Below are 13636 nucleotides of genomic sequence, written 5' to 3'. Positions count from 1 at the left end.
TGCTCAGCAGCCGAAAAAAGAGACCTTCTTTTAAAAAAAGTGTATCGCACCGGCATACGGACATGAAGGATTTTTTTGACAAAGAACACACTCATCCGAATCCATCACCATTGAGGCCCATCATTCACCGGGTGAGCAGGGATGCAAAGACCTTGAAATCCGTGACAGCGGGGTTCTTGTTTTGGATATATTTGTCTGTAATCAGGGTATGAGTGGAGATGGATTGCTCATGGTACGCTTTCACCCGCCGCCCTTCGGGGCGTCCGTCCGTCCGCCATCTTCATTGCCCGTGCCCGTTTGATGCAATCTACTTTGATCGAACGGTCATGCACCACAAAGCTGACGTACGGATGAACGCTTACGGATTCAGGAAAAAGGATTACTTTTTTTCCGGATACCGGGCCATGAAGCTTTTTTCCGCCTCAGCCGTACCGATGAGAATCATTTTATCCTTGGGATCAAGGATTATGGTGGGTTCGGGATTGATGATCAGATGACCGCCCCGGAACAGGGCGATAACACTGCAGCCGGTGGTTTCCCGGATATCGCTGGCGATCAAGGACTTGCCGGCCAGGTGGGGGTGGACTTGGCTCCGGAAGATATTCAATCCTTCGGTGAGCATGAGAATCTTGCCCGGGGTGAGGACATTGATGATGATATTGGCGGCCATGGAGGCGTGGGACATGACCAGGTCAGCGCCGGCGGCGTGGAGGACGCTGATGTTCCGGTCCATGGTGGCCCGGCTGATGATCTGGATATCCGGACGCAACCGCCGGCAGTAGATGGTCAGATAGATGTTCACCTCATCACTGTGGGTGGTGATGAAGACCGAGGGCGCCTCGTAGATCCCGGCTTTGGCCAGGGTATTGAGATCGGCGGCGCTGCCGATGATGTAATTTCCAGCCTCGTCGCCCAGACGCCGGTTTTTCTCGACAATGCGGTAGGCGATCCCTTGTTCACGCAGGGTTCTGGCGGCTGCCCGGCCCACCCGGCCGCCGCCGAGGATAAGCACCGGAGCTTCGGTGCTGTCGGATTCACCGGCATAGGCATCATAGGCGGCCAGCTGTTTTTCCGATCCGGCCAGGACGAGAACAGAACTTGATTCGATCCGGGTCTCGGCGGTGGGCAGGCTGAAGCGGCCTCGGTCCCAGAGACCGACCACGGTGATGCCGGTGGCCTGGCGCAACTGGATTTCCCGAATGGTTTTGCCCACCAGAGGGGTGCGCATCGCCGGTGCCTCGGCAATGACCAGTTCTTCAAAGCGGCCGACAATGTTGGAGCGGGTTCGAGCGCCCAGGGTCCGCCGTGCCAGGGACTGGCCCAGTATTTTCATGAACTGGAACACATGGCTGCAGCCGGCAAGATGAAGGATGTCCACCGATTCATTCTGATCGGCATTGGCGGCGATGGGGACTCCGGGGGCCGTTTCCCGGACGGTGTAGGCAATGCTGGTGTTGCGCATGTCGTCGTTCATCGCCAGGACCAGGGCGGCCCTGGCCGAATGGGCCCGGTGATAGGTATCCGGATCATCAAGGTCCCCCACCAGCACCTTGTATCCCTGGTCGACCAGGTCAAGGGCTTGCTGCACTTCGGCAACAAGAATAATATAGTCATAGTTGTATTGGCGCAGGCGCTCGACCAGGGCGATGGTGACGGGGTCAAAGCCGGTGATGATCACATGGTTGCTGACGCTGTCGGCTATCTGCCTGGGAACCCGGGATTTACGCTGAGCCTCAAGCCAGGGTGCGTAAAAGAACTGGATAAAGGTGAAGGGCAGCATCACCAGCAGAAAAATGATGCCGGAAAGCAGCACCAGGACGGAAAAAAGTTGGCCAAGGTCGCTTTCAAAGACGATATCACCAAACCCCAGGGTGGACATGGTGACCAGGGTCCAGTAAAATCCGGTGATCACCGAGTATTCCCGCCCTTCCTGGGCCATGAGAATATGGAAAATGATGTTGTACACGGTGACCATAAAGGCCAGCGCCAGCAAAAATTCGCACATGCCGCGGATGTTGCGCTGTGCTCGCTTGTTGCGGAGGAGCAGACGCAGCTGGGTGGGGAGCATTTTCATGGCTGCAGAGACATCCAGGCCTCAATACGGGCGCCCTGTTCGCTGGTGACTTCGATCAGTGCGGTTTTCTTCTTGGTTGGCCTTGCCGGGGCTTCAGTGCTCCAGGCAAGGAGGAGCAGGCTGCAACCGCAGCCGATACAAAGGATCAGACGCAGCACCAACAGCATCAGGTGTCTGAATTGACGGCAGTAGTGATCCATGAGAGTTGATGACGGAAACAGAAAAAGAAATTGCGACAGCGGCCACTGTAGGGGAAAAAAAAATATTTGACAAGGATATACCTGTTACCTGAATCCGTGAGCGTTGGCCAGCGCTCACGGATTTAAGGATTGTCGCAACTTCACCGTTAACTCGTTCTGCTGGCGAGACGATTAACCTGGGTCATGGTTTCGGCAAGGTCGATGGTCAGCAATTTTCGTTCGTGAACCACCAGGCGACCGTCGACGATGACGCTACGGACAGCCGCGGCACAGCCGCTGTACACAAGGAGATCACTGCTGTACCAGGGCTGGAGATTCGGGCGATTGGTATCAAGCAAAATCAGATCGGCGGGACTGCCCGGGGCCAGCATGCCGGAGCCCGGATGCAGGCCGATGACTTCGGCGGTGCCGCGGAGGGCAAGGTCAAGGATGCGCTGGGCCGGGACCGCCACCGGATCCGGGGGCAGGATTTTGTACATTTTGGCGGCCAGATCCATTTCCCGGAACAGGTCGAGGCTGTTGTTGGAGGCTGCTCCATCGGTGCCCAGGCCTACCCGGATGTTTCTGGCCAGCATGGATGGGAGCGGTGCCCGACCGGAGGCCAGTTTAAGATGACTCTGCGGGCAGATAATCACTCCTGCCTCCCTCCGGGCAAGAAGGTCAAGGTCCTCTTCATCCGCCCAGACACAATGGACGCAGACAGTCTCCCGGTCGAGCAGACCGAGGGCATCGAGATGGCGGATCGGGGAGGCGGCAAGGGGAGTGCTGATCTGCTCGATCTCACCTTTTGTTTCCGCAACATGGATGAAAAGCGAAGTCCGGTATTGGCGGGCCAGTTCCTTGGCTCGGGTAAGGGTGCGGGGCGAGCAGGTGTAAGGGGAATGGGCGAAAAGCGCTGGTTTGATCAGGGGGTCTCGACCCTGCCATTGGTCGAGAAATGTGGTTGCCACGGCGATATTGTCTCTTGGATCGGCCACACCGGGGGCAGGGAAGTCAATGATTCCCTGGGCGGCAACGCAGCGGAGTCCGACTTCGGCACAGGCCTGGGCAACGTCTGCTTCGAAAAAATACCCGTCGGCTACGCAGGTGATTCCGGCCAGCAGCATCTCGGCGGCGGCCAGTTTAGTGCAGGGATAGACCATGGCCGGGTTGACCAGCCGCGCTTCGGCGGGGAAGATGTGGTCCTGCAACCATGAGGACAGGGCAAGGTCATCGGCCAGGCCGCGAAACAGGATCATGGGGGCATGGCAATGGCCGTTGACCAGACCGGGCAGGACCAGTTGTCCTTGTCCGTCGAGCATTGTCCCAGTGCCGACTGGAGGGCATTGGTCCATCGGTCCGATGGCGGTGATGTCGCCGCCGGTGATGGCGACAAAGCCCCGGGCAATGATTTCCTGCGTTCCCGGGAGGGGCAGGAGGGTGCAGTTGGTGACCAGCAGGTCTATTTTCATAACTTCTTGCACTGGCAGGGAGTGATGGTGTATCACAGGTGGACCGGCCCATGGAGCCGGAAGGCGGAGCCACTATACTCGAAAGACGGCAATGAGCCAAGGGTACCGTACAGAAGCATAAAGCTGACGCACGCACGGATGAATTTTCATGGACCCAGGGCCGATTCAGGGGGGGCAGGTGCACCCTGATGAGTACCCCGGGAGCGGTTGACCGGATCGGTAGGCAGATGGAGGAAAAGGAAGCAATGGACAGAAACAATGAAAAACATATTTTTGTTTCCCAGTTGACCGCCGGGCAGCAGCTTGAGGAGGTTTTTCTTGTTGCCAGGAAGACCCTGGCCGAGACCAAGGCAGGCAAACCGTACCTTGCCCTGGGGCTTATGGACAAAACCGGTGAGATCGAAGCCAGGGTCTGGGACAATGCCCTCCAGTTCGATCCGTTGGTCGAGGAAGGTGCGTTTATCCGGGTCCAGGCGGTGGCCAGACCCTTTCGCGAGCAGTTGCAGCTTGGGGTGAGTGGGCTCCAGCCGGTGGCGGAAAACCGGATCAATCCCGGTGATTTCATGCCGGCAAGCCGGCGGTCCTCAACGGAAATGGCCCGTGAACTCGCGGCCGTTATCAACGGGATCGGCGATGGGGCGATCAAGGCTCTGCTCCAGGAAATATTCCAGGGGGATATTCTCGAGCGATTTCAACGGGCTCCGGCGGCGAAGCGACTGCATCATGCCTATCTCGGTGGCCTGATGGAACACACCTTGTCGGTGGCCGCCATGGCCGAACAGTGCGTCCGCCATTATCCGCTCCTGGACCGGGATCTCCTCCTGGCCGGGGCCCTGCTCCATGATCTGGCTAAAATCGACGAGTACGAGTACACCCGGCCACCCTTCAACTATACCGACCGTGGTCGTCTGGTCGGCCATATCGTTCTTGGCGTGGAACTGGTGCGCCGGGCAGCGGAGAAAGTGTCGGCTGTTAGCAGTGACCAGGTGGATCAGCTGGTGCATATCATTCTCAGTCATCACGGCCAACTCGCCTACGGTTCGCCGGTGCTGCCGATGACCCCCGAGGCCATTCTCCTGCACCACCTCGACGATATGGACGCCAAGATGAGCACCATGGATGAATTACGGCGGAAAATGTCCGGCAGCGGTTGCCAATGGACCGAGTATCAGCGGCATCTGGAACGGTACCTCTATCTGCGGGGCAATGAGGACGGTGAGAACACCGGCCCAGGGGAGGAGATCGGCGCGGGGACAGGGCGTGGATCCGGCCGTTCGCCGGTGCGGGAAGCGGTACCAACCGAACTGCCGGTACGGCAGCGAACCTTGTTTTGAGTCATGCCGTTTGCGGAAATACTCGGTCAGGTCAAGGCTCAGACCCTGTTGCGCAGAGCCCTGGCCAGCGGCCGCCTCGCCCATGCCTACCTTTTTGCCGGCCCGGACGGGGTGGGAAAAACCACCACCGCCCTGGACCTGGCCGCGGTGCTCTTATGCCGACAACCCGTTGCCGATGAGGCCTGTGGTTCCTGTCCCGGCTGCATCAAGTTCCGTTCCGGAAATCATCCCGATTTCATGCGCATCCGTCCCGATGGCGCTGCCATAAAAATCGAGCAGATCCGTACCCTGAAAAAGGCGCTGACCTTTGCTCCGCTTGAAAGCAGCCGGCGTGTCGTTCTCCTCGATGACGTCCAGACCATGCGCAGGGAAGCCGGTAACAGTCTGCTCAAAATCCTTGAAGAGCCACCCCCGGGCAACCTGCTGCTGCTGATCGGCAACGCCACCGGAGCGCTCCTGGGCACCATTGTTTCCCGGTGCCAGGTCATCCCCTTTTCGCCCCTGCCCACGGAATTGGCGGCGACGATCATCGTGCGTCATCGCCCAGAGATGGACCGGACCGCCGCCCTGTCTCTGGCAACTCTTGCCGACGGTTGTCCCGGGCAGGCCCTGACCATGGAAACCGGCGGCGTCCTCGAACTGTATTATGCGCTGCTCGATGCAGTGCTTGCCGGCGACGGGAGTCCCGCGGAAAGAGTGGAGCAGGCCCTGGCTTTCGCCACCCGGCTCAGCGACAGCAAAGAGAGGCTTGAACCGCTTTTGACGCTGGTGAAGATATTCCTGAAAAACTGCATGGCTGCAGCCGTTTCAGCCATTGGCCCTCCGGAAGCCCTGCGGGCAAGAGAACGCTGGAATTTGCAGCAGCTATCTGCTAAGATGGCCACCATCAGCCTGCTGGAACAGGCTCTGGCAAGAAATTGCAATCGCGCTTTGATCTGTGAAGTGCTGCTTCTGGACCTCTTTGATTCCTGAATCCGTGAGCGTTCGTCCGTACGTCAGCTTCCTTGTTCGTAACCTTTCGATTAAAGTATTCTTTATCGGACGGTTACGGGCAATGAAGATGGCGTGCGGACGGATGCCCCGAAGGGCGGCTGGTGCAAGGTATTTTCAAGGGATCAGCTGCAATTATAATGTTATTGCAAAATGATATATCCAACACAAGATCCAGCCGTCACGGATTCAGGTGACTGCAATGCGGCGACCAGCGGGTCCTCTTCTCCATGACAAGGGAAACGGTATCGATTTCGGGGTTGAGCCAGTTTGATGAACCAATCCTCGCAAATGTACCGTACCTGGATCCGTAGGAGCCCACCCCTGTGGGCGATATTGCTTGATCCATTTGTTCGACAGCTCTCTTGGCCACAAGACTATAAGGTGCTTACGGTACTTAAGGTGCTGCACGGGTCGTGAATATTCAGGTCCAGGTCACCAGGTGTTCCTGAAAAAGAAAAACATGCAACTGGCATGATTTACATATAAAAAAGAATGAAAGTTCAACAGAACGAACCGCAACCGAGCGCCGACCCTTCCCGCGATGATGAAGACGCCGGCGATCAGGAGATCCGCGCGTATTATAAAATCCGTTTCCGGGAACAGGGGCAGGAGCATACCGCCGAGACGACCCTCGCCGATCTGGTTGCGGGAGAGCGGGTCATGGTCCGTACCGAACAGGGAGGCGAGCCGGCCATGGTCATGAACCGCTGTTTTGGGGTGGAAGCGGCCTGGTGCAAGCGTAAAGCTCCTCTGCGGATTCTGCGGCGGGCCAATGCTGAGGAGCTGGAGAAATATCGGCTGCTGCCTCTGCAGGAACAGGATGCCTTTCGCCTTTGCCGTGCCAAGGTGGAGCAGCTCGGCCTGTCCATGCATCTTGTCCGGGTGGAGCGGTTTTTTAACGGCTCGAAAATCATTTTTTATTTTACCGCCGAAAGCCGGGTCGATTTCCGGGAGCTGGTCAAGGCCCTTGTCCAGGAATTTCGTACCCGCGTGGAGATGCGCCAGATAGGGGTCCGCCATGAAACCCAGATGACCGGTGGACTCGGTGCCTGTGGCCGTGAACTCTGCTGTACCTCTTTCCTGGTCAAGTTTGATTCCGTGTCGATCAAAATGGCCAAAACCCAGGATCTGCCGCTCAATCCGGCCAAAATCTCCGGGTTGTGCAACCGCCTGCTCTGCTGCCTCACCTATGAATACGATGTCTATCGGGTCATGAAAAAAGGTATGCCCCGGGTCGGTCGCACCATCCAGTTCGAGGGCAAAAAATACCTCGTTACCCGGCAGATTCCCCTGCTGGGCAAAGTGGCCGCGGTTTCGGGCGGAGAGGAACGCTTATTCACCGAAGAAGAGTGGCAGGCGGCGGACCCGCTGCCCAAAGTGAGCAGCCGCAAGGGCCAGGGGAAAAAAGGCGGCGGATCCGCTCGACAGCGATCCATCGATATCTGGGGCATGCAGGATCACAACGAAGACGAATAGCACCCAGCGTGCACGCTGTTCGCCGCGGCCGATGTGCCCGGCCCATGGACGAACGGTTGCAGCCGCAGCCGCGGGCCGTTGCCGGTACAGATCAGAACCTGAATCCGTAGGACGGCTGGTGAAGGGTATTATCAAGGGTTCAAATCCAATTACAATCTGATTACAGCAAGATATACCCAAAACAAGAGTCAGAGTCCAGCCGTCACGGATTCAGGCAGGAAACATAGCTACCATGACCACCTACGTCACTACCCCGATTTATTATGTCAATGCCCTGCCCCATCTGGGGCATGCCTACACCACCATTGTCACCGATGTCTACAGCCGTTTCCGCAGGCTTTGCGGTGATGAGGTCCGTTTTCAGACCGGGACCGACGAACATGGCGAAAAGATCGCCGAGGCCGCGGCCAAGGCCGGGGAAACACCCCGGCAGTATGCCGACCGGATAGCCGCCGCCTTTGCCGAGACCTGGCCACATCTTGCCATCCAACCGGACCACATCATCCGCACCACCGATCCGGTCCATGTCCGCACTGTTCAGGGTATTCTCCAGCTGGTGCACGACCGGGGTGATATTTATTTCAGTGAATATGAAGGATTGTACTGCCAGGGCTGTGAACGTTTCCTCACCGAAAAGGAGCTGGTGGAGGGCAACTGTCCTGATCATCAAGCCCCACCGAAGCTGATCAACGAGCAGAATTACTTTTTCCGGATGTCCAATTATCAGGAGTGGCTCATTGAGCATATTCACCGCAATCCGGAGTTCATCACTCCGGAGCGGTACCGCAACGAGGTTCTCTCCTTTCTTTCCGAACCGCTGGAGGATCTCTGCATTTCCAGGCCCACCTCCCGCCTGACCTGGGGGGTGCCGCTGCCTTTTGATGAAAAGTTCGTCACCTATGTCTGGTTTGATGCCCTGATCAACTATCTCACCGGCATCGGCTATCCCGATGGCCCTGATTTCCCGCGATACTGGGCCGAGGCCGAGCATGTCATTGCCAAGGATATCCTCAAACCCCACGCCATCTACTGGCCGACCATGCTCCGGGCCATGGGGCTGGCTCCGTTCAAACGTCTCCATGTCCATGGGTACTGGAACGTGGACGCCACCAAGATGTCCAAGTCCCTGGGCAATGTGATCCGGCCCGTGGAACTGGTTGCCACCCACGGGGTCGATACGGTTCGCTACTTTGTTCTCCGGGAGATGAGTTTCGGTCTCGATGCCTCTTTTTCCAGCGATGCCATCCTGGCCCGGCACAATTCCGACCTGGCCAATGATCTGGGCAATCTGTTTTCCCGGTCCCTGACCATGATCGATAAGTATGCCGATGGCCGTATGCCGGTCCGCGAAGCCGAGGCGGCGTGCACCCCGGATGATCAGGAGCTGATGAGCGCCATGTCGGCCATGATGGTCCAGTACCGTGACAACATGGATGGATTCCGTTTCCATCGCGCCTTGCAGGCGATCTGGGAGGTTATCGGCCTGCTCAACCGGTACATCGTCAATAACGCCCCCTGGGAACTGGCGAAAAATCCCCGCCAGGCCGAGCGGTTGCAGACAGTGCTCTCGTTTCTCGGCGAGGCCCTGTGGAAGATCACCGTAGTCCTCAAGCCGGTTATGCCGGAGACCGCCGGGAAGATGGCAACGGCCCTGGGCATGAGCGAATCCTTTGTCGCCGTGACCATCGACGATATCAGCGGCTGGAACAGGCTGCCCGCCGGCGTTGTCATTGACAAGGGCACCCAGCTCTTTCCCCGTCTGGAGAAAAAGGCGCCGGCCGATGGGACCCAGGTGGCACCCAAGGGGCCAGGGAAAAAAAAGGAGTCGCCCGGCGATGGAGCTGGGCTGATCACTTTTGACCAGTTCAAGACCGTGGAACTGCGGGTCGGGGAAATTGTTGCCGCTGAAAAGGTCGCTAAATCGGAACGTTTATTGAAACTGACCGTTAAGGCTCCGGAGGAACGGACCATTGTTGCCGGCATTGCCGCCCAGTACAGCCCCGAGGCCCTCATTGGACAACGGGTTATCGTTGCCGCCAATCTGAAACCGGCCAAACTCATGGGCATTCTCTCCCATGGCATGGTGTTGGCCGCCAAGGAAGAGCAGCCTGACGGTACGGAGAAACTGGTCCTGGCCACCGTGGCCGGGCCGATTGCCCCCGGCAGCCGGGTGGCCTGAGTCATCAGGGAGGCCGATTCCTGAGTTGTCCCTGTTACTCTGCTGACAGGGTCAGCCATCTTCTTTTTCATTGAAACCAGTTCGATACAACAGGAACCACTATGTTTTTACTTGGTAATTTTATTCTCGCCGTTGCTAAATTGATCAATTTCGCCCTCAGTGTCTATATCTGGGTGATCATCGCCAGTGCCGTCATTACCTGGGTCAATGCGGATCCCTATAATCCCATTGTTCGCTTTCTCAGGCAAGTGACGGAACCGCTGCTGATGCGGATCCGGCGGTTTGTGCCGATCATGGGAGGCCTTGATCTGAGCCCCATGGTATTGATTTTGATCATTATTTTCTTGCAAAGTTTTATCGTCCCGACCCTGCAGCAGATTGCCATGAGTCTGCAGTGAAAATTAGGGACACTTCCCCTATTTTTTCCTTCTCCTTTCCTTTGGAGAAGGAAAAAATAGGGGAAGTGTCCCTAATTTTCCCGGATTCAGGCTGTATGCAAAGCACTCACAGGTGCCCCGGGCTTGTACAGACGCCGCTGACCGCTAGAGTCCTCCTCAGCGGGCAGCCGAGTCCGTGCACAGATGGGGTGCCTGTGACCGCGTACAAAAACCTATGCCTTATGTCCACAGCCAACCTGACGGTTCACTGCTCGTCCGTCTGCATGTCCAGCCCCGCGCCGCTAGCAACGGCCTGGCCGGCCTGCGGGGTGATGCCCTCCGGCTCCGTCTGACCGCACCACCGGTGGACGGTAAGGCCAACACAGCGGTGATCGCCATGCTGGCCAAAATCCTTGGCCTGCCCAAATCCGCCGTGAGCCTGAAAAGCGGGCACCAGAGCCGGACCAAGTCCGTGGTGGTCACCGGCATCGATGCCCACCGGCTGCGCGCCCAGGTCCAGGCCGCCCTCAAAAATTAGGGACACTTCCCCTATTTTCCTATTTTCTGTTTCTCCAAAGGTAAGGAGAGACAAAAAATAGGGGAAGTGTCCCTAATTTTCACTAATTTTCCATGGATTTCCCTAATGCTTGCATATGGATAAGCCCGAACAGCCTGCTCCTCGACATATCCGTAGACGCCTTGTCTGGTTTTTTCTCTGGTTTGCGCTCCTGTCTCTGGTTGTATTCGGCATCATTGGCGGCCTGGCACTGCTGACCCCGAACAGCGATCACCCCGCATCTCCCCCAGAGCGCATCAGGGTCCCGGAAGCTCGTCTGCTCGAGCGCGACAGCCTGCAGCAGGCACACCCCTGATCGCAACCCAGTCCCGCACCAAAGATGAACCCGGCAAGGGAAAAGATGAGGAACTTCAAACAGTTTCGGCTCTGGTAGGGTGGGCAAACGGCAGTATCGTTTGCCCACGCGGTAAATGTACTGCACAACTTACATCCAATATATCAAAGCCCCGCAGGGTCGGCAAACAGTCTTATCGTTTGCCGACCCAGCAGGAACTGCACCATAATTCAACAAAGCACAAAAAGGAAAAAATGAAAAAAATCATCCTGGCCAACTGGAAGGCCTACTTTGCCCCGGAACGAGCCCTGCAATGGTGCGAAGCCTTTGCCGCCTCCTATCAACCCAATAACGCGGTGGAGGTGGTACTCGCCGTACCGGCGCTGTATCTTGCGCGGGTTCAGGAAAAAATCAGTGACCTGGAAGGCGTCTATCTGGCCGCCCAGAGCGTCTCGGCTTTTCCCCAAGGGGAATACACCGGCTCCCTGCCGGCGGCCTGGCTACGCGGTCTGGCGACCTATGCGCTCATTGGCCATCAGGAACGCCGCCGTTATTTTCATGAAACGATCCAGGATGTGGCCAGGCAGGGATATGAAGCCCTGGCAGAGGAACTCCAGCCCATTGTCTGTGTTGATGAGAGCCTGGTCAGACAACAGGCAGCGGCTTTTGCGGTCAGTGAACTGAAAAACCTCATCTGGGCCTGTACTCCAGAAACCAAGGTCTCGCTGGAGATGTCCCGGAGCATCGGAGACGTTGGCGCCATGGTGGCCAAGATCGCCGCGAAAACCGAGAATCGTCCCATCCTCTACGGCGGCGGAGTGACGGTGACCAACGGTCCGTCAATCTGGCGACGGCCGGAGGTCTCAGGCATGATGCTCGGCAAGGGATGCCTTGACGCCACCGCCTTCGCGACACTGGTCAACAGCCTCAAGTAAAGTAATGAATGAATCCGCGTGGGCAGGCAAACAGACGCCTGCCCACCCTAAAAAGTCTTCGATATTATTGAACAAAAAGAAATAAACGCCGATGCCCGGGTAGGGTGGGCAAACGGCCGTATCGTTTGCCCACGCGGATGTTTGCCGGTGCCACAAAATCCTCATTTCTCTGCTCCAGGAAAATTAGGGAAAATTAGGGACACTTCCCCTATTTTTATTGCTTCTGCGATAAAAATAGGGGAAGTGTCCCTAATTTTCTGGGGAAGTGTCCCTAATTTTTTCAAACCAAGAAGGGGAGGCCGCATCAACGACCTCCCCCCTTGCCACCCCTCCCCGGTGGAAAACAACCTGTGCCGGCTCCTTTACTCTATCATCTCCAATATGGCTTTGACAACGCTATCGGCGCCGTCGGCGATCTGGTCGATCCGCGAATCGAGCATGTAGCAGGGCGTGCTGACAATTTTCCGGCCTGGATCAATGGCGATCTCACCCTGCAGGGTTGCCACATGCTTGGCTCCCATGGCCGCCAGGTTGTCGGCGGTGCCGCTGTCCTGACCGATGGTCAGGGTCACGTCGCCAAGAATTCTGGCGAGAATAACCGGGGCAATACAAAGGGCGCCGATGGGCTTGCCGGCGGCATGCATCTCCTGGACAGCTTTGGTGACATCGGCCTGCACGGTACATTTGGCCCCGTCAAAGGCATAGCTGCTCAGGTTTTTGGCGGCTCCAAAGCCACCGGGCAGGATCAAGGCGTCGACGGAGTCGGCCGAGAAGCTATCCAATGATGCGATCTTGCCCCGGGCGATCCGGGCTGATTCAATGAGCACATTGCGTTGCTCGTTCATTTCCTCGCTGGTGATGTGATTGATCACATGGTGCTGTTTGATATCCGGGGCATAGCATTGGAAATCAGCCCCGTTTTTGTGAATGGCCCACAGGGTGAGGGTTGCTTCATGGATTTCCGCGCCATCCTGATGGCCGCATCCGGAAAGGATCACGGCAATATTTTTTTTTCGCATCAAAGCCTCCATTGCTAGTGGTTCACGTCATCCCCGGCCCATTGGGAAACCTGCAGACCGGGAGAAGTCAGGGGCCATCCAAAAACGAGATATTTTATTCCGCATCGATGCACGCTGGCAAATTTAACCACAGGCTCAGAATTAATCTTCCGAGCAGTAACTGCACCAGCGCACCAACAAATCTGGGAAAAAGTACCGCTTCTGGATGGACACAGGTTATTCAACTTGTAAGGTGTAAATCGCGGGAAGATTACGATATTTTTCTCCATAATCAAGCCCATAGCCAACCAGAAAACCCTGGTCGAGGGAAAAACCAATATAAGCTGCCGTCACAGGAACACGACGTCGCTCCGTTTTATCGATAAGGGTGCAGATCCGAACCGTATCAGCGCCGCTTTGGCCAAAATGTTCCAGCATCCAGGCCATGGTGGTCCCGGTATCCACGATATCCTCGACCAAGAGCACGTCTTTGCCGGTCAATTCAATGCTCGGTTCCTTGAGCAGCCGGATTTTGCCGGAGGATTTGCTTGCCGTTCCATAACTGGCAACCCGGATAAAATCAATTTCCAGATCAAGAGCGATGGCCCGACAGAGATCGGCCGCAAAAACAAAGGCTCCGTTCAGCACCCCCAGTAAGACCAGTTGCCGCCCCTGATAATCATGAGTGATCTGGCGGCCGAGTTCATCGACTCTGGCCTGTATTTCCAGGCTGCTGATGATTTCTCGCCGTAACGCTTCCCGCATGGT

The 13636-nt window shown here is 56.9% G+C and carries 13 protein-coding genes; 8 read left to right on the top strand and 5 right to left on the bottom strand.

What is annotated here, in order from left to right; genetic code table 11:
• Positions 1–379: 379 nt before the first annotated feature.
• The 3 genes from JWG43_RS13935 to JWG43_RS13925 all read right to left on the bottom strand — a co-directional run bounded on the left by JWG43_RS13935 (position 380) and on the right by JWG43_RS13925 (position 3725).
• Positions 380–2068, bottom strand: a complete 1689-nt coding sequence (locus tag JWG43_RS13935; RefSeq protein ID WP_240193596.1) for a potassium channel family protein — start codon at positions 2066–2068, stop codon at positions 380–382.
• A 2-nt stretch (positions 2069–2070) separates the two neighbouring features.
• A complete protein-coding gene (locus tag JWG43_RS13930) occupies positions 2071–2274 on the bottom strand; it encodes a hypothetical protein (protein WP_205243554.1) in 204 nt (67 codons plus the stop codon).
• 146 nt (positions 2275–2420) lie between these two features.
• Complete coding sequence (locus JWG43_RS13925) at positions 2421–3725, bottom strand: amidohydrolase (protein ID WP_240193595.1); 1305 nt, start codon at positions 3723–3725, stop codon at positions 2421–2423.
• A gap of 188 nt (positions 3726–3913) precedes the next feature.
• Here JWG43_RS13925 and JWG43_RS13920 point away from each other — a divergent pair, with 188 nt between their 5' ends.
• The 8 genes from JWG43_RS13920 to JWG43_RS13885 all read left to right on the top strand — a co-directional run bounded on the left by JWG43_RS13920 (position 3914) and on the right by JWG43_RS13885 (position 11870).
• Positions 3914–5059: a 3'-5' exoribonuclease YhaM family protein gene (locus tag JWG43_RS13920; protein ID WP_240193594.1), complete on the top strand. Its 1146-nt coding sequence runs from the start codon at positions 3914–3916 to the stop codon at positions 5057–5059.
• A gap of 3 nt (positions 5060–5062) precedes the next feature.
• On the top strand, positions 5063–6031 hold the full coding sequence (holB, locus tag JWG43_RS13915) for a DNA polymerase III subunit delta' (RefSeq protein ID WP_205243552.1): 969 nt from the start codon (positions 5063–5065) through the stop codon (positions 6029–6031).
• A gap of 513 nt (positions 6032–6544) precedes the next feature.
• Positions 6545–7528 (top strand): PSP1 domain-containing protein, encoded by a 984-nt coding sequence (locus tag JWG43_RS13910; protein WP_205243551.1) that lies wholly within the window; start codon positions 6545–6547, stop codon positions 7526–7528.
• A gap of 232 nt (positions 7529–7760) precedes the next feature.
• The gene (gene metG / locus JWG43_RS13905; RefSeq protein WP_205243550.1) at positions 7761–9707 is read left to right on the top strand and encodes a methionine--tRNA ligase; all 1947 of its coding nucleotides are present in this window, start codon (positions 7761–7763) and stop codon (positions 9705–9707) included.
• Positions 9708–9808: 101 nt separating this feature from the next.
• A complete protein-coding gene (locus tag JWG43_RS13900; RefSeq protein WP_205243549.1) occupies positions 9809–10105 on the top strand; it encodes a YggT family protein in 297 nt (98 codons plus the stop codon).
• 214 nt (positions 10106–10319) lie between these two features.
• Positions 10320–10622: a DUF167 domain-containing protein gene (locus JWG43_RS13895; protein ID WP_205243548.1), complete on the top strand. Its 303-nt coding sequence runs from the start codon at positions 10320–10322 to the stop codon at positions 10620–10622.
• 115 nt (positions 10623–10737) lie between these two features.
• Positions 10738–10956, top strand: a complete 219-nt coding sequence (locus tag JWG43_RS13890; protein ID WP_205243547.1) for a hypothetical protein — start codon at positions 10738–10740, stop codon at positions 10954–10956.
• A 233-nt stretch (positions 10957–11189) separates the two neighbouring features.
• A complete protein-coding gene (locus JWG43_RS13885) occupies positions 11190–11870 on the top strand; it encodes a triose-phosphate isomerase (RefSeq protein WP_205243546.1) in 681 nt (226 codons plus the stop codon).
• A gap of 362 nt (positions 11871–12232) precedes the next feature.
• On the opposite strand, the gene elbB is transcribed toward JWG43_RS13885, so the two are convergent.
• Together elbB and hpt are read right to left on the bottom strand one after the other, a co-directional pair.
• Positions 12233–12889 (bottom strand): isoprenoid biosynthesis glyoxalase ElbB, encoded by a 657-nt coding sequence (elbB, locus tag JWG43_RS13880; RefSeq protein ID WP_205243545.1) that lies wholly within the window; start codon positions 12887–12889, stop codon positions 12233–12235.
• Positions 12890–13105: 216 nt separating this feature from the next.
• Positions 13106–13633 (bottom strand): hypoxanthine phosphoribosyltransferase, encoded by a 528-nt coding sequence (gene hpt / locus JWG43_RS13875; protein WP_205243544.1) that lies wholly within the window; start codon positions 13631–13633, stop codon positions 13106–13108.
• Between the last annotated feature and the right edge of the window lie 3 nt (positions 13634–13636).

This window comes from Desulfobulbus alkaliphilus (assembly GCF_016918545.1).
In the GTDB taxonomy this organism is placed as follows: domain Bacteria; phylum Desulfobacterota; class Desulfobulbia; order Desulfobulbales; family Desulfobulbaceae; genus Desulfobulbus; species Desulfobulbus alkaliphilus.
This window is presented reverse-complemented; position numbering and strand designations above follow the sequence as displayed.